Below are 19,347 nucleotides of genomic sequence, written 5' to 3'. Positions count from 1 at the left end.
ACCCGGGCCGACGCGGACGGCACCGCGCGGTCCGGCCACGACAGTCGCGGCCTCGGGGTCGTCCGGCGCGGCACCACGACCTCGTGGCGCAGAGCGGGTATCTCCGCGTCCTCCGACGCGTGCGACCGCGCGAACAGAGCGAGCCACGTGATCACCCGAACGACGAGCCGGTACACCAAGTCGACCGCCATGACCGGTGATCATCCGATCAGACGAACACGCTGGTCAAACCCTGCGGCCGAGTATTCGACCAGGACAGGCGAGAACGCCCTACACGCGCGGCACCCGAGGCGACGGGCGAGGGCGCGGCACGGCGCCGGCCCGCGCACCTGAAGGCACCGGCGGGGACCCAAGTGCGGGTCCCCGCCGGTGTGTTCGCTGTGCTCTCACGGCCGCCGGGGATTCCGGCGGCCTGGGGTGGGCGGCGGCGTCAGGTGATCGTGACGGTGGTCGGGCCGCCGAGCGGCGTGTAGCCGTCGTTGTGCAGGTACCAGGCCGTGTACGTTCCGGGGGCGCATCCGGTGGTCGGCAGTGCGACGGTGCCCGTCGCGGCGGGGGCGTACCTCCAGACAAGGGCTTCGCCGTTGCCGGGGCTGGTCCCGGCGCGGTAGAGCCCGACCCAGTTCTTGGGCGCGACGGTCGCCGACGGTGTGGAGTAGGCGAAGGTGATCTCGCCGCCGCGGGCGACGGTGGGGTTGGCGGCCATCAGCACGGGTGTCGTGGCCGGGGCGGGTGCGGCGGGCAGCGCGGGTGCGCCGGGGTTGTAGTAGGCGGTGACGCGGGCGGTGATGGCGTCGGTGTAGGGGACGAGGGTCGGGAAGCGCGCGGCGATGGTGTCCTTGGTGGCGGTGGCCAGCGCCGCGGGACTGCCGGTGGACCGGGCCAGGTGCGGCTCCAGTTGCTTGAGCAACTGGTAGTCGCTGGGGATGCCGAGCGCGCCCATCGCCCTGGCCAGGGAGGGCGCCGCCGTGCCGGTGTCCTGGACGCGGCTGACGTACGTCACCCGGTGCAGGACGCGCCAGCACGGGGGCTTGCGGTCGCCCTGCCGGGTCTGGCGCAGCGCGCGGGCGGCGGCCCCGGTGTCTCGGTCCAGCCATTCCGGGTCGATGACCTTGCCGTAGAAGTCCTCGTAGTTGTCGCTGGAGCTGTCGAGGTAGAACGTCATGAACCGGTAGGCGTCGACCCGGCCCGGCGCCAGGACGGGCTTGCGGTCGATGTCGAAGACGGGTTTGCCGTCCTCGTACTTCTGCAGGTTGCGGCCGGGGTCGGCGACGACGTCGAGGCTGAACGTACGGGTGGCCTGTTTGGTCTTGCTGCGGGTGATCGCGTAGGCGCTGCCGAAGGACATGCTGAGGTTGAGCTTGATCTCCCAGGCGACGGCCTTGACTTCGACGCCGACCGTGAGGGAGTCATTGGTGACCAGGCTGTACTGGCCGGAGACGACCTCGCTGACCTGGTTGGTCGTGGTGGTCGTCTCGGAGAACAGGCCGCCGGCGGCGGTCCACACGAAGGTGTTGGCCATGTGCCGGCGTGACGCGTCCTGGGCGGCCTTGCGTGTCGCCGCAGGGTCGGAGCTGTCCTCCTCCTGGGGCGGTTTGACGCCGCCGAGCATCCCGCGCAGGACCCGGTCGGCCTGGTCGCGCACCGGGTTGCGCGACTTGCGGGAGGCAAGGGTGGTGTGGCTCGTGGAGAGGGACTCGTAGAAGCTCTGGAGTTGCTGTTCCTCGCGCTGGATGCGTCGTTTGAGGGCGTAGGCCTCGCGGGGTCGGTAGTAGCTGTACTCGCCGTTGTCCCCGGCGTTGGGGAACGCGGGGTCCGGGAAGGGCTGCAGGGCCCCCGACGTTCCCTTGGGGGCGTAGCCGACCAGGCCGTCGAGGGAGCCCTGCTTGGTGTAGCGGGGGTTGATCGGGAAGGCGAGGATGTTCCAGTCGCGGGGGATGTCGGCGTTGGGGACCATCCGGTAGGCCACCAGTGCTCCGGTGTGGGCAACGCGCAGGGCGTAGAGGTCGGCGGTCGCGGACTGGACGACGGCGAAGCCGGTGTTGGCCGGCACCCACCGGCGTCCCGCGGCCGGATTGACCTGGCCGCTTGCGGCTGCTTCCTCCCACTGGCCGGTGAGGCTGACCTTGCTGGTGCGCGTGGTCCCGGTGCCCTGCGAGACCTGGACGTTGTTCGACCAGCCGTGGGAGTTCTTCACCTCGGTCTCGTACTTGGCCACGCCCTTGACCTGCAGGGGTTTGGCTTCGCCCACGCCGAGCGGTGCGGTGACGATGTTGGTGACGTACGTGAGCGAGCCTTCCAGGGACATCTTGGCGGAGGCGTCGGAACTGTCCTTCCTGTCATGGGAGATCGTGTTGGTGATCGAGTCCGCCTGGACGAAGGCCACCGATGCCGTGCCGGAGTATTCGCCCGTGCCCCAGACCAGGTTCTCGGACGGCACGGGCGGGGCGCCCTCCAGGAATCCGATCAACTGTGGGTCGAACTGCGCCTGTCCGACCCATGTCGTGGTCAGGTTCCCTATCTTGTACCCGGTGCGCAGGTGCCACCGGTTGTGCCGGATGTACGCGTAGACCCGCTTCATGACACCGGCGGGCCGGCCATTGGCGTCGACTTGCAGGTCGCCGTACTCGGATGCCGCCGGCGTGGTGTCGACGCCGGAGTTGAAGGTGCTGGAGATGCCGGTCAGTGCGGACCGGACCTCGGGCGCGTCCGTGGAGATCGGCGCGGTGGAGACCACGTTCTGCGGCGCCGGGGACGACGGGGTCAGGTCGACGCCGCGCGGTCCGGCGTCCTTGACCTTGGCGCCGGGCGTGGTGGACGCGCCGTCGAACGGGTAGTACACGACCAGGTCGTTCTGCTCGCCGCGCAGTCGGCCGAACATGTTGTCGAGGATCTGCTCGCGGCTACGGCAGGTCCGCCACACCCGGAGTTCGTCGAGTGCGCCGACGAACGGGGCGCCGAGGTCCACCTCGGTCTGCCCGGCCGGCGGCGTCGGGGCAGGCGCCCCCTGCGAGATCTGCGCCGTCGCGGGCACGCCGTTGACGTAGAAGGTGCCCTGGTTGCCGTCCAGGTCGGGGGTCCGGATGCGACGTGCGCCCCGGAGCTTCGCCGGGAAGGCTCCGCACGCGTCCTCGGTGATCGGGCCGTCCTTCTCGGGGAAGTTCCACCAGGCGACCAGTCCCGGGGTGTCGGGCTTGACCGGCAGGCCGATCTGTTTGGCGTCTCTGGCGATGTTCCAGATCCGCACGTCCATGAGGCAGCCCCGCAACCGGTTCGCGTCGTTGCCCCAGCGGGTGCGACCCAGTTCGCAGTCCTCCTCGTTCCCGATCGGCGGGGCCCCCTCGAACTCGTAGGTCGACGTCGACACGTAGGTGCCCGCGATGTACATGGTGATGGCGTGTTTGCCCCTGCCGTCGCTCTTGCGGGTGATCGCGAGTCGGGCGACGGACTTCACCTGCAACGGCTTCTGCGAGCGGTAGCTCGTCACTCCGCCCCGGCCGTCCCCGGATTCGAACGCGAACCCGAGGTGCCCGTCGGCCTCCACCCACATCGAATAGGGCACGGCCGTTCCCGCGCGTCCGCCGCCGAGCGCTCCCTTGCCGACCAGGCCGTGCACGACCCCGAGTCGGTCCAGGTACACGCTTGCCTCGATGGTCAGGTCGCCGGTCAGATCCAGTCCCCCGGGTCCGCCCGCGTCCAGGTGTCCGCCGTCCGTGGCCATTGCCCACTTCTGCTTGTGTGCGAAGGCGATGTGCGACCAGTCCCCGAACGGGATCTTCGCCGTATTGAGGGAGAACCCCTGCTCGCCGACGGTCACCGCCGGCCGGTAGCCGAGCAGCGGGGACCGGGTGCTGCGGAAGGGGCCGGTGAGTGTGGCGTCGTGGCCGTTGCCGGAACGGTCGACCGTCAGCTTGTCTTCGAACTGCCAGTACGCCAGCAGGTCGGCCTCACCGCCGCGGAGCCTGCGCTGCAGACCCGCCCTGATCTGTGTCTCGCTCCTGGTGGTGCCCCATACCCGCACTTCGTCGATGCCGACCGGAGAGGAGAGGGCCTGCGGTTCAGCGCCGATCCGGGTCCTGAGGGGACCGCCGGTGAATACCACCGTCTCCGTGTAGCGGTGGGCGCCGCCGGGGTTCGGGTTGTTGCCGGAGGCGTTGATCAGCCCTACGGCCGCGCCGTCCCGGTACACCTGGAACCGACCCGACGAGAAGACGACGCTCCACTGCTCCCAACTGCCGAAGGTTCCCGTGTTGGTGGTCACGAGGTTCAGGGGGGTGGGCCCGGACACGGTGATGGAGAGCGCACCCTGCAGGATGTCGATGGAGAACGCGGTGTCGCTGCCCTGGCCGTAGGTGACGAGGTTGCGGTGATTGCCGTTGGTGAGGCATACCCGCATCTCGACGGTGAAGTCACGTCCGTTCAGGTCGAGGCGGTCGCCGCAGTCGAGCCAGTTGTCGGGTTCCAACGTCAGGCTCTGGTGGAGGTGGCCAGTGATCAGCTCCATGAGTACGCGGGGTGAGCCGGTCGCGGAGACCTGTGCGACGCGGTACTGCTTCGTGCCGGGGTCGCCGATCTTTCGGCCCGGGGCGACGCCGGGTTTGACCCAGGCTTCCACGGTGACGTCCGCGTCCGTGTCGAAGTTCGCGGCGGCAGACCCACGCAGCGTCTGCGTTCCGTCGAATGTCGGTGCCCGGCCCGGGGCGTGGCCGCGCCAGTGCGGGCCGACACCGTCGCCGGCATCGGTCGCGATGCCGTCCGGTACGGCGCCGGTGGCGTCGCGGGGGACGGCACCGACGATCTGCGAGCCGCAGGACAGGTCGACGCCGGGCACGTTGCAGGTGGCGTCGGCGTAGTCGTAGAGGACTGCCGTGACCTGTGTACCGGCTCCGGCGGTCACCGCGTCGCCGGTGACCGTGAACGTGGTCGCGCCGACGGGGGCGGTGGCGTCGAGTCTGCGGATCCGGCCGCCCACCGACACCCGGCTTCCGACGGCCAGCGGTTCGGCCAGTGGGGTGGCGAGTTCGACGAGCCGGTCCTTGACCGACCGCACACTGCCCAGGACCGTGCCGACCGGCGGATTGCCGTTGAGGACCGCCGTGAGCGACGCCGCGGCGCGCGGCACACCCCGGAACGTCTCGGTACGCGTCCCACGGGTGACGGTGACGGTACACAGGTCCGCGGCGGCGTCCGCGGCCACCTGGACGGTGAAGTCCTTCATGCGGGTGCTCGTGTCGCGGGCGACGAACTGCACGGATCCGTTGCCGACCTTGGTGCTGCGGGTGGCCCGGGAGACCAGGGCGGAGTAGTAGGCGCTGAAGAACTGGCCGGTGCCGCCGCGGAAGTACAGCACGACGTCGCCGGTGGACGAGTCCAGCAGGAACGGCGCCTTGTCGGTCCAGGCGAACGCCAGAAGCGCGCCGAACACCGTCAACCCGTCCCGGTCGGTCGACACCAGCGGCATCTCGACGACCACGTCCCCGCCGCCGAGGGTGCCGCCCGACACCATGACCAACTGGTTCTCGGCCGCGTCCAACTCCGCCTGCCGACTGCCCAGTCGCTGCTGCGCGGCCTGCGCCGCCCGCAGCCGGAGGGCCAACCCGGCCTCCAGCATGAAGCGCGGGCTGCCCAGGTCCCAGCGGCGATTCAGCTCCAGCCACCACACGTTCACGTTGTTGGCGGCGCATTCCGCAAGGATCTGTGGGATCTGGGCGGCAAGCACGCGGTCGGCGGCCAGTGCGGCGCGTGCCGCGTCCACGGCCGCCTGAGCGTCGGCGACGGTGATCGCGGCGTCGCCGAACAACGCGGTCTTGCCGCGTTCGGGCAGCGTGACGGACGTGGGTGCCCACGCCAGGCGGCCGTCCCGGGTCACGCCGAAGTCCACGGCCGTGACATAGCTGCGGTTCGCGTCCCCGCCCGCCGGGGCGGGCCCGGTCGTGCCGCAGACCAGCAGCAGCCGGGTCTGGCGCTTCTCCTGCACGACCGTGGTGCCGCCGTAGCCGGACACGGCGGGTTCCTGCTGGGTGTACAGCGTGGCCGCGAGTCCCGTCGACACCGTGCGTCCGACGATCCCGAAGACATCCCGCGCCAGTCCCGTACCGTCTCCGACCGGCGCGCCGGAGCCCACCCACTCCGGGGTGTTCCGGGCCTCCGCGTGGCGGCGTGCCCGGGTGTGGTCCCCGACGACCGTGCCGGTGCCCTCGTCGAAGCGGTAGTACCCGGACAGGCCCGGCTCGATCCCGGTCAACCGCCGCCCGCGGTCGGCGAACTCGTTTGTCTGCCGGGCGCGTTCCCAGATCCGGACTTCGTCGACGTCGCCGTCGAGGCTGTACTGCGGCGCGTCCGCGCCCAGCCGCGCGCCGATGACGGCCGCCGCGCCCGCGTTGGGCACGGCCGTCGCCGCGACACTGCCGACCGTGTCGCCGTTGACGTAGAGCACCGCCTTGCCGCCGTCGTACACGGCGGCGATGTGCGTGTACGTGTCGAGCAGCACCGGCTGGGCGGACACAACACGGGTGCCGCCGAAGTCGGCGACCGGTTTGAGGTCGCGGTCCAGTTCCAGGGCGAAGGTGCTGGTGGGTGAACTCGCGGGGTGGTGCGACACGATCGTGCCCGGGGTCGCCCTCGCTTTGACCCAGGCTTCCACGGTGTAGCCCTTGGGCGTGGCGGACTCGGCGCCGGGCAGCGCGGGCACCCGCACGTGGGTCGACTTCGCCGGGTCGAACCTGAGCGCGGTCCCCGCACGGTCGCTCACCGCGGGCACCAGGACCAGCGGCCGTCTGGTGAACGGGCATGTGCCCGGCGCGCGTTCGAGCACCGACGGGGCGAACTTCGGGTCCGGGCTCGTGTACAGCTCCGTGCCGGCCACGTCGAAGGCGCCGTCCTCGCGCTGGGCGCAGTTGTAACCCTCCACCGCACCAGCCGCGTTCGTGGCGAACAGCTCCCACCGGAACTTCCCCGCGACCGCCGTGGGGATCAGCAGCGCGGCGAACTGCCCGTCCCGTACCTGTCCGACGAACGACAGCTTGGACGTCGGCTCATGGAACGGGTTGCCCTCCATGTCCCGGGTGCCGAGCGAGTCGCTGTCCGACGCGCCCTGCCTCTTCGACCGGGACCGCTGGAAGCGCACCTCCACGACCGGCTGCAACGCCGAGCCCGCCAGGACGAACCGGTCGCACAGCAGCGACCGGTCCACCACCGCCGTCGCGGGCGCCGTGCTTCCGGTCGGCGTGTGCAGAACCATGTCCCGGTGCGCCGCCTCGACGGACTCCCGGAACAGGATGAGGTAGCGACCGTCCGAGACCACCTGGAACTGCTGCGCGGCGCTGAGCCTGGCCGTCGTGGACAGGAACCCGTCGCGCTCGTCCTCGGGCACCGGCGTACCGACGACCGCCGTGCGGCTGCCCTTGCGCACCACCGGCATCCGCAGCGCCGTCAGAGACAGGCCGGTGGCCGCCGCCCCCGGGCCCGCCACCTCGACCAGTTCACCGGGGAACGGCACCAAGGCCGGTTCCTCGTTCCAGTACTTCGCGTCCAACGGCCCGCGCTTGGCGGACGCCTGCTCCAGATCCAGAACGGTGTAGTAGATCCGCCGCTGATCGTCCATCGCGAACGCCACGGTGGTGCCGTTGTGCTGCACCATCGTCGTCCACTGGTACCGGCGATCCCGATAGACCCTCACCGAACCCTCGTCAAACACCACGAAATCCCCCCGAAGCCCGTGCCCGCGCGCAGGCGGGCGCCATGACCGTGCACGGCATGGCGGCGCGTCCCGGCGCATGCCGAGGCGCGCACGCGGACAACCGCGCACGGAACCGGATACACAACAGAAGCGACACGGCCGACCGGCCGCCGCACACGCACGTCGACGGACACGAAGCCCCCACCGGCCCCGCGACCCGCTGTGGCCCTTCGTCACCCCGGACGGGCAAGACCTCTGCGTACCAGCGCAGTCGATGCGAAACGCTACCTTCGGAACCCGGTCCGGAACGGGAACAACCGGCCGTCTTCACCGAATCAACACAACCGCACGCGCCGTCCGGCCTGGTCGGAGGTCTCCGTGCGGGCCTCGCGGAGATCGGCGATGCCGACTCCGAGGCCGGCGTCGGCGAAGGCGGTTTCGATGCTTTCGGGCTCGGGCGGTTCCAGCGCCGTGTCGCCGAGAGTGAAGCCGACGGGTGCCTTCTCGTCGTGGTGCATGTCCGCGGTGTGTCCGGCGACGCCGGTCAGGCCGAGCGCGCTGGTCGTCGTCGAGCAACCATCCCGTACAACGGTGACGAGCAGCAGACAGCCGAGTGGCAGGCCCGCTACGCGGTCCGCTCCGGAGTCGAGGGCACCGTCAACGAACTTGCCCACGGACACGGCATCGGCCGCTGCCGCTACCGCGGACGGCCGAAGGCCCATGTGCAGCACGTGCCGACACGGGGTTCGAATCGGGGTTCCACTCGGGGCCGACTCGGAGGTCGATTCGAGACTGTGCGCCGGCCTGCCCCCGCGCGGCGAGACGGCCCTTGGAGACGCCGCAGCGCCATCACTGGACGGGTCATTCGAGGCATTGGAACGCATGTCCTCGACGAGGAAGTCACGCACCTTCCGGTGGCTCGCGGGAGCGGGTCGTCGAACGCTGCTCGCTCCCCTGCGTGGCCATCTATCCTCGGGCGCTCCCGGCCCTTCGGTCCAGCTGCTGCTCCGCCCAGATGGTCTTGCCGTCGGGTCCGAATCTGCAGCCCCAGCGTTCGGTGACCTGGGACACGAGGAACAGCCCGCGACCGCCCTCGTCGGTGCTGCGGGCTCGCCTGATGCGAGGCTGGGTGCTGCTGCCGTCGCCGACCTCGCACACCAGCAGGTCCTTCCCTCGGATCAGCCGAACCGTCATCGAATCGCCGCCGTAGCGGACGGCGTTTCCCGCCAACTCGCTGATCACCAGTTCCGTGGCGAATGCCTCCTCGTCGAGTTGCCACACCGCCAACTGCCCGGTCACCAGCCTGCGGATCTCGGGCACCGCCTCCGCCCGAGCCGGAAACACCCACCGGACCGTGTTCGCGGGGGATATCGAGCGCATCCGGGCGCACAGCAGGACCACGTCCGTCGACTCGCCGTCGGGCGCGAGCTCTTTCACCACGTCCCGAGACACGTCGGCCATGGAGCGGCCCGCCCGGCACCGCCGAGCGATCGAGCGCCGCAGTCGGCGCGGACCCGCGCCGGCCGAATCCCCCTGGCGATCGAGGAACCCACTGCCGGCGAAGACGAGCACCGAGGAAGGCCCCAGTTCCAACTCCGCCGTCTCGAACGGGGTACCGCCCACACCCAGAGGCGGCCCGGGCGGAAGTTCGACCAGGGCCGGCTCGCGGTCGGGGGCAACGAGCAGCGGGGCGTGATGGCCGGCGTCCGCGAACACGCAGCGCGAGGTGACCGGGTCGTACACGGCATAGACACACCTCGCGCCCACCGGGTCCGCGCCGGGCTCCGTCTCCACGCCCAGGCGCCGGACGAGATCGTCCACGTGGGTAAGCAACTCGTCCGGTTCCAGGTCGAGGTGGGCGAGGGTGAGCATCGCCGCCCGCACCCGGCCCATCGTCGCGGTCGCGACCAGCCCCCGGCCGAAGGCCTCGCCGACGACCAGGCCGATGCGTGCCGACGACAGGGGGATCACGTCGAACCATTCACCGCCGACTCCCGCCCCTTCCCCGGCCGGACGGTAGATCGCCGTGGTCTCGGCCGCGTCGGTGTCCGTGGTGCCCCGGGGCAGCAGCATGCGTTGCAACCCGACCGCCGTGGCGTGCTCGCGCGCGTACCGGCGGGCGTTGTCGACGGCCAGCCCGCCGCGCAAGGCGATCTCCTGCAGGATCTCGACATCGTCGGGACGCATGGCCCGCGCCCGGTCCTGCCACACGATCAACACCCCCAACAGCCGCCCTCGCGCGAACAGCGGGGCGACGATCCCCCGCGAAACGCGATCGGGCACCATTTGCCGCGCCGGCTCGACACCGTGCCGCGAGGTGATGAACCCCCAGGCGTCCTCGATCACCGCCACGTTCCCGGCCGTCAGGGCGGCGTCATACGGGCCTATCGACAGCGACGGCACCCGCTCGCCCGCCGTGATCATGCCTTCCGGAAGGTCACCACAGACCGCGAAACGCGCGATCATCCCCTGCGGCGGAGGAGACACACCCACCGCGTCCTCCCCCGCGGAGACAGCCTCGTACAGGTCGACGGTCGCCAGTTTCCCCAAGGCCGGTACAACCACGTCGACGATGTCCTGCGTCGTCCGGCGCAGATCCAGATGGGCACCGATACGCGCCGCGGCCTCGTACATCAACCGCACCCGCAAGCGCAGCCGCTCAACCTCGTCCTCCGCGCCCATCGGAACACCTCCGAGTCCTGCCCACGCTACCCGCGCACCACATCCACTGCTCGGCAGGAACAACACCAGACGCCACCGACGTACTCCACGGACCGTCTTGCGTAAGTCAACGCCGGCCTTCGATGCCGTCACCTGTGGGTGGGAAGCGCCTCGGGACGATGGACCGGTGGCCCACGTGCACGCCTACGCGATGGTCGGTCTCGGTGTACGGGCGGGCCCGGCGATGGGCGCCGTCGACTACGGGTGGTCGGCGCGGCGGCGGGCGGATCGGGCGCGGGCCTCGCGGTGACGTGCTCGAACTCGCGCACCGAACCGAACCGCCCAACGCACCCGCCCCGACCGCGCGTACGATCGGGGCCACTCCCCCACCCGAACACACCGCACGCCACGTGGAATTCACAACCGCGTTGCCCGACCTTCTCGAACCCGGCAACACCGCAGGTCAACGACCCCTCGCCGACGAACACACCCGACACCACACACCGAAACCCCAGGTCACGAAACACGAACCACCATTCTCGATCCGGGCCTCAACGCCGGGGCCGAGCGCTTCGCCGCGCTCTCGCCGGGACCTCGCGAGGGTTGCGGTTCCGGTTCGACGACCGGGTGCGGGAGCGTCTCCGGGCCGAGAGCGCCGCCATGCTTTCGCTGGGGCGACGCGGCGACACCCACCGCGCCCCCCGATAGCCGACAACGCGGCCTGGAGTCGGCCGCGCCGGCCGGCACCACGACCCGCTCCCTGTTCGACATGCTCATCTCGCCGCGTGTCGCACGGGCCGTCCCCCGCCGGGCGGGCGTCGGGGGGCGTCCGCGTGTGGCGAGATCTTGTTCAGGTGCGCACGCATTCCTCGATGATCGCGGCGACCTGTCGGATGGCGGGTGAGTCGCGATGTGCGCGGTGGCCCAGGACCAGGTCGACGGTTTCCGCCTCGGCGAGCGCTACGTAGGTCACGCCGTCGAGGCGCAGGCTCTGCACCGACTGCGGGACGAGGGCCGCTCCGTGTCCGGCGGCCACGAGGACGACGATGGTGGAGGTCTCGCCGACCTCGACGAGGGAGGGTGGGCGGAAGCCGGCGCGGTCGCAGGCCGAGAGCACGCGGTCGTACATGGCGGACCGGGGCCGGGACGAGTGGATGACGAAGGGTTCGCCCGCCAGCGCGCTCAGCGGGATTACGGGGTCGGCGGCCAGCCGATGGTGAGCCGGCAACACAGCGACAAGGCGTTCGGTGCGCAGCGGCGTGAGGGTCGTGCCCTCGGTGGCGGCGCCGGGGCGCAGGACCGCCAGGTCGTAGGTGCCGGCGGTCAGGCCGTCCACGAGTTGCGGGGTGAGCAGTTCGCCGCGCAGGTCCAGAGTGACGTGGGGCAGTCGGGCCCGGACGGTGCGGGCGACGCGGGGCAGTACGTCGTAGGTGGCGGTGCCGATGAAGCCGACGGCGACCCGGCCCGCGCGCCCGGTGGCGAGTTCCGCCATGTGCAGGCGCGCGCGTTCGGCCTCGACGACCAGCGTGCGCGCGTAGCCGGTCAGGTGCCGTCCCGCCTCGGTGAGTTCGACGCGCCGGGTGGATCGCGCGAACAGAGGGGTGCCCAGTTCGTGTTCCAGTTGCTTGATCTGCTGGGAGAGCGCGGGTTGGGCGATGTGCAGGCGGGCCGCCGCGCGGCCGAAGTGACACTCTTCCGCGAGCGTGAGGAAGTAGCGGACCTGACGGAGCTCCATGGACCCGATTATATAAAAGGGCCTTATCAATGGAGAAGAATTCCGTCTTGGACGTGATGAATCGGCGCCCCTACCGTGAACCGGGTGACCGACAGTTATGTGTACGCAGCGACAAGAACACCCTTCGGACGGTTCTCCGGTGCGCTCGCCTGCATCCGGCCGGACGACCTCGCGGCGCTCGCCATCGGCGGCGTCCTGGCCCGTGTGCCGACGTTCGACCCGGCCGGGATCGACGATGTGGTGTGGGGGAACGCCAACGGCGCCGGCGAGGACAATCGCAACGTCGGCCGGATGGCCGTGCTCCTGGCCGGACTGCCCACCTCGGTTCCGGCCACGACGGTCAACCGACTGTGCGGATCCTCCCTGGACGCAGTGATGATCGGGTCCCGCGCGATCGAGAGCGGCGACGCGGACGTCGTGCTGACCGGTGGCGTGGAGTCGATGAGCCGGGCGCCATGGGTACTGCCCAAGCCGGAACGGGCGTACCCCGCGGGGGACGTGACCGCGGTGTCCAGCACGCTGGGATGGCGGCTCGTCAACGAGCGCATGCCGAAGGAATGGACGGTCTCCCTGGGCGAGGCCAACGAGCAGCTCGCCGAAGGTTTCCACATCTCGCGGGAGCGGCAGGACGAGTTCGCCGTGCGCTCCCACCGACTGGCCGACGCGGCCTGGGAGGCGGGCTTCTACGAGGCCCTGGTGGTGTCGGTCGCGGTGGGCGACGGCGAGGGTGCCGTTCTCGTGCGGGACGAGGGCATCAGGCTCGGATCCACGGTCGACACGCTCGCCGGGCTCGAGCCGGCGTTTCGACCGGACGGGGTGATCACGGCGGGCAACGCCTCGCCGCTGAGCGACGGCGCCTCGGCCGTGCTCCTCGGCTCGCGGGCCGCCGCGGGCCGTATCGGCGTCGATCCGCTGGCCCGGGTCGCGGGGCGGGGGGCGTTCGCCCTGGATCCACGGATGTTCGGTTTCGCGCCGGTGGAGGCGGCGAACCGAGCCCTGAGGCGTGCCGGAATCACGTGGTCCGACGTCTCGGCGGTCGAACTCAACGAGGCGTTCGCCGTCCAGGCGCTGGCCTGCGTGGACGCCTGGGACGTCGACCCGGACACGGTCAACGCCAAGGGCGGCGCGATCGCGCTCGGCCATCCGCTGGGGGCCTCCGGGGGCAGGCTCCTCGGGACGCTGGCCCATCGGCTGCGGGAGTCCGGTGGGCGCTGGGGTGTCGCCGCGGTGTGCATCGGGGTCGGCCAGGCGCTGGCGATGGTCCTGGAGAACGTCGCGGAGGCGAACCGATGACGGCGCGGGTGTACGTCGACGCCGACGAGGCGGTCGAGGGAATCCGGGACGGGTCCACGGTCCTGGTCGGCGGCTTCGGCATGGCAGGCATGCCTGTGCGGCTGATCGACGCGCTCATCCGCCAGGGCGCCGAGGACCTGACGGTTGTGTCCAACAACGCCGGCAACGGCGACAAGGGCTTGGCGGCGTTGCTGGCGAAGCGGCGGGTGCGCAGGCTGGTCTGCTCTTTCCCCCGACAAGCCGACTCCTACGTCTTCGACGGGTTGTACCGAGCCGGCGAGATCGAGTTGGAAGTGGTGCCGCAGGGCACCCTCGCGGAGCGCATGCGGGCCGCCGGGGCGGGTATCGGGGCGTTCTTCTGTCCCACCGGTGCCGGGACGATGCTCGCCGAGGGCAAGGAGACGCGCGTGATCGACGGCCGCACCCACGTCCTGGAGTATCCGATCAAGGGCGACGTCGCGCTGATCGGCGCGTACCGGGCGGACCGCATGGGCAACCTCGTCTACCGCAAGACCGCCCGGAACTTCGGGCCGGTCATGGCCACCGCCGCGACCACCGTGATCGCGCAGGTCCGCGAGGTCGTCGACACCGGCCGCATCGATCCGGAGGCCGTGGTGACGCCGGGCATCTACGTCGACCGTGTGGTGCAGGAGGCGGACGCGTGAACCCCGACCAGCCCGTAGCCGGTGCGCGGCACGAGCGGCGACCGTTGGACGGCGACGCGATGGCCGCCCTGGTGGCCCGGGACATTCCTCGCGGGGCGTTCGTCAACCTGGGCATCGGCCGGCCGACGCTCGTCGCCGACCACCTGGCGCCCGACGCCGCCGTGGTACTCCACACCGAGAACGGCATGCTCAACATGGGCCCCGCCGCCCGGGGCGACGAGATCGACCCCGACCTCACCAACGCCGGCAAGGTCCCGGTGACGGAGCTGCCCGGGGCGGCGTACTTCCACCAGGCCGACTCCTTCGCGATGATGCGCGGCGGGCACCTCGACATCTGCGTCCTGGGAGCCTTCCAGGTCTCCGCGACGGGCGATCTCGCCAACTGGCACACCGGTGCGTCGGATGCCATCCCCGCCGTCGGCGGGGCCATGGACCTGGCGGTCGGAGCCGGGCAGGTCTTCGTGATGATGACGCTGTTCACCAAGAGGGGCGCGCCCAAGCTGGTGCCCCGGTGTACCTATCCGCTGACCGGGCAGGCATGCGTGAACCGGGTCTACAGCGATTTGGCCGTCCTCGACATCACCCCGCGCGGCGTCGAGGTCCGGGAGACGTTCGGTATCGGCGTCGACGAACTCGCGGGGCGCCTGGAACTGCCGCTGATGGCCGCCGGGTCCTGATCCCTGCCAAGGGCCCGGATTCGGGTTCGGGTTTGGGTTTGGATGCGGGTTCGGCCCCGGACCCGCGCCCGATCCACGAAGGCGCGGGTCGTCGGCGTCGGGTCCCACCTCGTGGAACCGTGTAGTCGTTTGACGTGAGGGCCGCGCGGATCATGGCCGCCACGGGCCGGTCCGCGGCCGGCCCGGATCGTTCGTGCTCCGGCGTCGGCGTGCGTCTCGTCGGCATCGACGGGCCCGGTCGGGACGGTGGTCCGCGGGTCGGGGTGACGTGTCGGAGAATCCGCCCCGGGTGGCGGCGCATTGGTCCTTGACGTGTTCCGGCAGCATTCGGGACCGGCCGCTGCCGAGGAGAGATCCTCGGCCGTCGAGGCAGTGGACGGGGTCGAGCGTCGGCTTCATCGTGCCCCGCCCTCGGCCCGTGGCGTGAACGCGAGATCGCGTGCGATTCCTGCCGCCGCCTCCAGCAGCGGGGGCAGCAGGTCGGAGCGCATCGCGTCGAGGGTGGATCGGCCGGCTTGGCTGGACACGTTCACCGCCGCCACGACCCGCCCGGTCCGGTCGTGCACCGGAGCCGCGACCGAGCGGATGCCCTCCTCCAGTTCCTGGTCGACCAGCGCCCAGCCCTGGGCCCGGACACGCACCAACTCGGCCCGCAGCGCCACCGCACTCGTGATCGTGCGCCGGGTGAACCGTTCCAGGGTCGCCTCGGCCAGGTAGCGCGTCACCGCGTCCTCCCCCAGCCCGGCAAGCAGGACGTGGCCCATGGACGTGGCGTAAGCGGGGAACCGGGTTCCCACGTTGATCGACACGGTCATGATGCGCGACACCGCGACCCTGGCCACGTACACCACATCGGTGCCGTCCAGAATCGACAACGAGCACGACTCGCACACCGACGCGGCCAGCCGTTCCAGGTGCGGCTGCGCCAGTTCGGGCAGGGGCAGCCCGGACAGGAACGCGTACCCCAGTTCGAGCACGCGCGCGGTCAGCGCGAATTGTTTGCCGTCGGTGCGGACGTACCCGAGATCGGCCAGGGTGAGCAGGAAACGGCGGGCGGTGGCCCTGGTCATCCCCGTCGACTTGGCCACCTCGCTGAGCGTCATCTCCGGCGTGTTCGCGCCGAACGCGCGGATCACCGCGAGACCCCGCTCCAGCGACTGCACGTAGTGGGCGCCGCGTTCGTCCATCAGCGCTCTCGGATGTGGTCGAGCATCAGGCGGTTGAACTCGTCGGCCCGCTCGTAGTTGCCCACGTGCGCGGCGTCCTCGATCAGTTCGAGGCGCGCTCCGGGTACGCCGTCCGCGATGAGTCTGCCGTGCTCGGCCGGGAACGCCGGGTCCCGGCCGCCCGAGATCACCAGGGCCGGCGCGGTGATGCGCGGCAGATCGGCGACCAGGTCCGCGGTGCCCAGGGCCTCGCAGCAGCTCGCGTATCCCTCGTTCGGCGTGTTCGCCGTCATCGCGCGGAGCCGGGCCGCTTCGTCGGGATGCTCGGTCCGCCAGCGCTGTGTGCACCACCGGGTGATGCTGCCGTCGGCGATGGCGGACAGCCCCTCTCGTCGGGCCAGCGACGATCGATCCTTCCACATCGGGGCATTGCCCGGCCGGGCCGAGGTGAACGCCGCCACGAGCGTGCGGACAAGGTCCGGTCGGTGGCGGGCCAGCCAGAGCCCGGTCATGCCGCCGATCGACACGCCGACCCAGTGCGCGCTCGGCACGTTCAGGGTGTCCAGCAGCGCCGACGCGTCCTCGCCGAGGTCGGCCAGTGTGTACGGGCCGGGCGGGACCGGGGAGCGGCCGTGACCGCGCAGGTCGTACCGGATCACCCGAAAACCCTTGTCCAGCAACGGTTTCCGTTGACGTTCCCAGATCCCGACGTCGCTGCCGATCGACCCGCTGAGCACCACGACCGGGCCATCGGCCGGTCCCTCGTCGACGTGGAACACCTCGATCGCCATGACACCTCCGGGCACGCGGGACAGGGGCGGCGGGGTCGCCGGGCCGGATCTCCACCCCTGACATCCGCCTGTGTTCGCATAGCGCACACATGTTCTCCAACTGAACACTATGCCGTCGACGACCGAGGGGTCAACGGCGCCCGGTCCGATGGCGGTGGCTCCCATCGCCGGCGAATGCGTCAGGTCCCGGTGTGTTCGCCCCAGGGGTGCAGCACGCGCGCCGCCGTGCGCAGTGCCACGACGAGCGGTGACGTGTCGGCGGCTCGCGTGCACAGGGAGACGGGGCAGGGCTCGACATCGGTGATCGGGACGAACGCGACTTCGGGGTGGCGATATCCGTCGGCGACGAAGCTGCCCGTGATCACGACGGCCTGCCCGGCCGCGACGGCCTCCAGCATCTCGTCCATGGTGCGCACCGACGGGCCATAGCGGACGGGCACACCGCTGGGGCGGGGGTCGCAGGACCACCAGCGCACCCATGCGGGGTCGGCTTCGTCGTCGGTGAGGTGGGTTTCGCCGTCGAGGTCCGCGAGTTCGATCGTTGCGCGTGCCGCGAGGCGGTGTGTGGCGGGCAGCACCGCGATCCGCGGCTCGTAGTGCACGACGTCGAGGCGCAGGCCGGTCGCGTCGGCGATCGGGGGGCGTATTACGGCGGCGTCCACGAATCCGTCGCGCACCGCGGTGGCCTGCCGCGGCCAGGGCAACTCCACGAGCCGGATCGACAGTCCGGGCACCTCGCGGCGCGTCTCGTCGACGATGCGTCGGACGAGCGGGCCGGCGGCGGCGCTCATGAATCCGAGCCTCAGCGTGGCGGCGAGTTCGCGGCGGTGGGCCTCGACGGCGGCGACGGCCCGATCGGCCGCGGCCAGGGCGTGTCGCGCCTCGGCGAGGAAGCGGTGGCCGGCGGGGGTGGGGCGGACGGGGTGGGCGGAGCGGTCGACGAGTTCGACGCCGAGCGTGCGCTCCAGTTTGCGGATCTGCTGGCTCAGCGCCGGCGCGCTGATGTAGAGCTTCTCCGCCGCGCGGCCGAAGTGTCCCTCGTCGACGACCGCGACGAGGTAGCGCACGAGGTGCAGATTGAGGTCCACGTCGGCTCCTTACGCCGCCCGCAGTGGCGCAGCTCACTCGACTGTAGCGCCTTGACCTGTGGGATTAACCGATCGTCTTACTGATCGACGCATGGTTGTCATGGACGCCCGCGAGCGGCGAGCCGAGGATGTGCGCACTCCAACCGACGCGAAGAGGAGCCAGGGTGAGTCCCTACGAACACGATTTTCGGCACATGTTCGCCGGCCTCGAAAAGCAGATCGCGCAGACCGACAATCCGCGGCATCGGGCGATCCTGAAGAACTATCGTCTGCACGCGCTGCTGGAGGTCTCGGGGCGCTACGAGGAACTGCTCGCGCCGAGCATGACCGTCGAACAGCCGCACTACCGCATCCACGAGGGCGGCAAGTCCTTGATCCTGGACGGCATGGCCGAGGTCGTCGGGTTCTACAGATCCCTGATCGAGGCCAACGCGCAGGTCATGTGGGTGGGCAGGCAGGATATCGCGGTCAATGACCACGGATTCTCGGGCGAACTGGAGTTCTTCGAGTTCGTGCCCGGCGCGATGCTCGGCGAGACGACCATGTTCGGCTCGATGCGGGCCGGGGACGACCCCGGCGACGTCTACCTCGCCAAGCGCACGCTCGCGTTCTACTGGCCCTACGACGAGCGCTGCCGACTGATCGGCGAGCACGTCTACGAGGACTCCGCCTCCCGGGAGTTCACCAAGGTCGATCCGGCCGACGTCATCTCCCCGGCACGGGCGGCCGAACTGCTCGCCCCCGAGATCGAAAAGGTGCTGCCGTGAGCGTCGCACTCGTCACCGGTGCCGCGGGCGGCCTCGGCGCCGCCATCGCCGCCCGCCTGGCGCAGGAACACGCCGTACTGCTCACCGACGTCGACGCCTCCCGTGTCGCCGACACCGCCGCCGACCTGGCCGCGAGCGGCGCCAAGGTCGCGCACGCGGTCTGCGACGTCGCCCGGGAAACCTCGGTGGAGGAAGCGTTCGCCGCCGCCGAGGAACAACTCGGCGAGGTCGACATGCCGGCCAATGTCGCGGGCATCGGCGGGGTGATGACCGAGTTCACCACGCTGACCGAGGAACAGTGGGACCGCACCTTCGCGGTCAACACGCGAGGAACGTTTCTGACCTGCCGGGAACTCGTCCGCCGCCGCGCCGGCCGCCCGGGGGCGATCGTCAACATCGCCTCCATCGGCGCCCGCCTCGGCTGGGAGGGCATCGCCGACTACGGCGCGTCCAAGGCCGCGGTCCTGGAACTGACCCACACGGTGGCCCGGGTCGGCGCCCCCACCGGACTGCGGGCCAACGCGGTCATGCCCGGCCTGATCTGGACCGACATGTGGCGGCACGCGACCGAGTGGATGATCGCGAACGACCCGGAGGCTGCCGGCGCCTCCCCGGAGCAGGTCTTCGCGAGCCACGTCGAGCGCATGGTCCCGATGAAGCGCCCACAGACCGCCACCGACATCGCCGAGGCGGTCGCGTTTCTGCTCTCCGACAAGGCGGCCAACATCACCGGCCAGACCATTTCCGTCGACGGAGGCGTGATCATGACCTGAACCGTCCCTCGCCGCACAGCGGCGGAGCGAACCTTCGAGTGAGACGGCCGACA

14 protein-coding genes and 1 pseudogene are annotated in these 19,347 nt (G+C 70.7%); 7 read left to right on the top strand and 8 right to left on the bottom strand.

Going from position 1 to position 19,347, the window contains the following annotated elements:
* From A3IC_RS70225 to A3IC_RS69780, 3 genes and pseudogenes are all read right to left on the bottom strand, one after another.
* Positions 1-191, bottom strand: a pseudogene (locus tag A3IC_RS70225) (hypothetical protein); the annotation flags it as partial.
* Between the two features lie 239 nt (positions 192-430).
* Complete coding sequence (locus tag A3IC_RS62850) at positions 431-7,678, bottom strand: LamG domain-containing protein (protein WP_052173881.1); 7,248 nt, start codon at positions 7,676-7,678, stop codon at positions 431-433.
* A gap of 335 nt (positions 7,679-8,013) precedes the next feature.
* Positions 8,014-8,352, bottom strand: a complete 339-nt coding sequence (locus A3IC_RS69780; RefSeq protein ID WP_169400944.1) for a hypothetical protein — start codon at positions 8,350-8,352, stop codon at positions 8,014-8,016.
* Here A3IC_RS69780 and A3IC_RS71490 point away from each other — a divergent pair.
* Positions 8,257-8,739 (top strand): transposase, encoded by a 483-nt coding sequence (locus tag A3IC_RS71490; protein WP_245599702.1) that lies wholly within the window; start codon positions 8,257-8,259, stop codon positions 8,737-8,739. The genes A3IC_RS69780 and A3IC_RS71490 overlap by 96 nt on opposite strands.
* Here the strand turns inward: A3IC_RS71490 and A3IC_RS57395 are convergent.
* Positions 8,645-10,360: an ATP-binding SpoIIE family protein phosphatase gene (locus A3IC_RS57395; RefSeq protein WP_020553873.1), complete on the bottom strand. Its 1,716-nt coding sequence runs from the start codon at positions 10,358-10,360 to the stop codon at positions 8,645-8,647. The genes A3IC_RS71490 and A3IC_RS57395 overlap by 95 nt on opposite strands.
* Positions 10,361-10,526: 166 nt before the next feature.
* Between A3IC_RS57395 and A3IC_RS72670 the strand changes: the two genes are divergently transcribed.
* A complete protein-coding gene (locus A3IC_RS72670) occupies positions 10,527-10,649 on the top strand; it encodes a hypothetical protein (protein WP_020553872.1) in 123 nt (40 codons plus the stop codon).
* A gap of 540 nt (positions 10,650-11,189) precedes the next feature.
* On the opposite strand, the gene A3IC_RS0130485 is transcribed toward A3IC_RS72670, so the two are convergent.
* Positions 11,190-12,074: a LysR family transcriptional regulator gene (locus A3IC_RS0130485; protein ID WP_020553871.1), complete on the bottom strand. Its 885-nt coding sequence runs from the start codon at positions 12,072-12,074 to the stop codon at positions 11,190-11,192.
* A gap of 84 nt (positions 12,075-12,158) precedes the next feature.
* On the opposite strand from A3IC_RS0130485, the gene A3IC_RS0130480 reads away from it, so the two are divergent.
* From A3IC_RS0130480 to A3IC_RS0130470, 3 genes are read left to right on the top strand one after another with little or no spacing between them, the layout of a single operon-like run.
* The gene (locus A3IC_RS0130480) at positions 12,159-13,367 is read left to right on the top strand and encodes a thiolase family protein (protein WP_086018497.1); all 1,209 of its coding nucleotides are present in this window, start codon (positions 12,159-12,161) and stop codon (positions 13,365-13,367) included.
* Positions 13,364-14,032 carry a 3-oxoacid CoA-transferase subunit A gene (locus A3IC_RS0130475; RefSeq protein ID WP_020553869.1) on the top strand — a complete coding sequence of 223 codons (669 nt, stop codon included), beginning with the start codon at positions 13,364-13,366 and terminating at the stop codon, positions 14,030-14,032. Before A3IC_RS0130480 ends, A3IC_RS0130475 begins: the two co-directional genes overlap by 4 nt.
* Before the next feature lie 59 nt (positions 14,033-14,091).
* Positions 14,092-14,709, top strand: a complete 618-nt coding sequence (locus A3IC_RS0130470; protein WP_040877409.1) for a 3-oxoacid CoA-transferase subunit B — start codon at positions 14,092-14,094, stop codon at positions 14,707-14,709.
* Between the two features lie 395 nt (positions 14,710-15,104).
* Here A3IC_RS0130470 and A3IC_RS0130465 read toward each other — a convergent pair whose 3' ends face one another.
* The 3 genes from A3IC_RS0130465 to A3IC_RS57390 form a co-directional block, all read right to left on the bottom strand.
* Positions 15,105-15,896, bottom strand: coding sequence for an IclR family transcriptional regulator domain-containing protein (locus tag A3IC_RS0130465; RefSeq protein ID WP_020553867.1), 792 nt, complete (start codon positions 15,894-15,896; stop codon positions 15,105-15,107).
* The gene (gene pcaD, locus A3IC_RS0130460; RefSeq protein ID WP_020553866.1) at positions 15,896-16,666 is read right to left on the bottom strand and encodes a 3-oxoadipate enol-lactonase; all 771 of its coding nucleotides are present in this window, start codon (positions 16,664-16,666) and stop codon (positions 15,896-15,898) included. The genes A3IC_RS0130465 and pcaD overlap by 1 nt, the downstream gene beginning before the upstream one ends.
* A 179-nt stretch (positions 16,667-16,845) precedes the next feature.
* Positions 16,846-17,754 (bottom strand): LysR family transcriptional regulator, encoded by a 909-nt coding sequence (locus A3IC_RS57390; RefSeq protein WP_020553865.1) that lies wholly within the window; start codon positions 17,752-17,754, stop codon positions 16,846-16,848.
* 164 nt (positions 17,755-17,918) lie between these two features.
* Here A3IC_RS57390 and A3IC_RS0130450 point away from each other — a divergent pair, with 164 nt between their 5' ends.
* Positions 17,919-18,521, top strand: a complete 603-nt coding sequence (locus tag A3IC_RS0130450) for a hypothetical protein (protein WP_026218916.1) — start codon at positions 17,919-17,921, stop codon at positions 18,519-18,521.
* Complete coding sequence (locus tag A3IC_RS0130445; protein WP_020553863.1) at positions 18,518-19,294, top strand: SDR family NAD(P)-dependent oxidoreductase; 777 nt, start codon at positions 18,518-18,520, stop codon at positions 19,292-19,294. The genes A3IC_RS0130450 and A3IC_RS0130445 overlap by 4 nt, the downstream gene beginning before the upstream one ends.
* The last annotated feature ends 53 nt before the right edge of the window (positions 19,295-19,347 follow it).

Origin of the sequence: Embleya scabrispora DSM 41855 (genome assembly GCF_000372745.1) — a bacterium.
Classification (GTDB): Bacteria; Actinomycetota; Actinomycetes; order Streptomycetales; family Streptomycetaceae; genus Embleya; species Embleya scabrispora.
Note: the sequence above shows the minus strand (reverse complement) of the source record. Positions and strands in the feature narration are given on the sequence as shown.

Excerpts from the sequence above, each read along its gene's own strand:
- pcaD (WP_020553866.1), bottom strand. The coding sequence starts at position 16,666 with ATGGCGATCGAGGTGTTCCACGTCGACGAGGGACCGGCCGATGGCCCG.
- A3IC_RS0130465 (WP_020553867.1), bottom strand. The coding sequence starts at position 15,896 with ATGGACGAACGCGGCGCCCACTACGTGCAGTCGCTGGAGCGGGGTCTC.
- A3IC_RS0130470 (WP_040877409.1), top strand. The coding sequence starts at position 14,092 with ATGGCCGCCCTGGTGGCCCGGGACATTCCTCGCGGGGCGTTCGTCAAC.
- A3IC_RS0130475 (WP_020553869.1), top strand. The coding sequence starts at position 13,364 with ATGACGGCGCGGGTGTACGTCGACGCCGACGAGGCGGTCGAGGGAATC.
- A3IC_RS57395 (WP_020553873.1), bottom strand. The coding sequence starts at position 10,360 with ATGGGCGCGGAGGACGAGGTTGAGCGGCTGCGCTTGCGGGTGCGGTTG.
- A3IC_RS0130485 (WP_020553871.1), bottom strand. The coding sequence starts at position 12,074 with ATGGAGCTCCGTCAGGTCCGCTACTTCCTCACGCTCGCGGAAGAGTGT.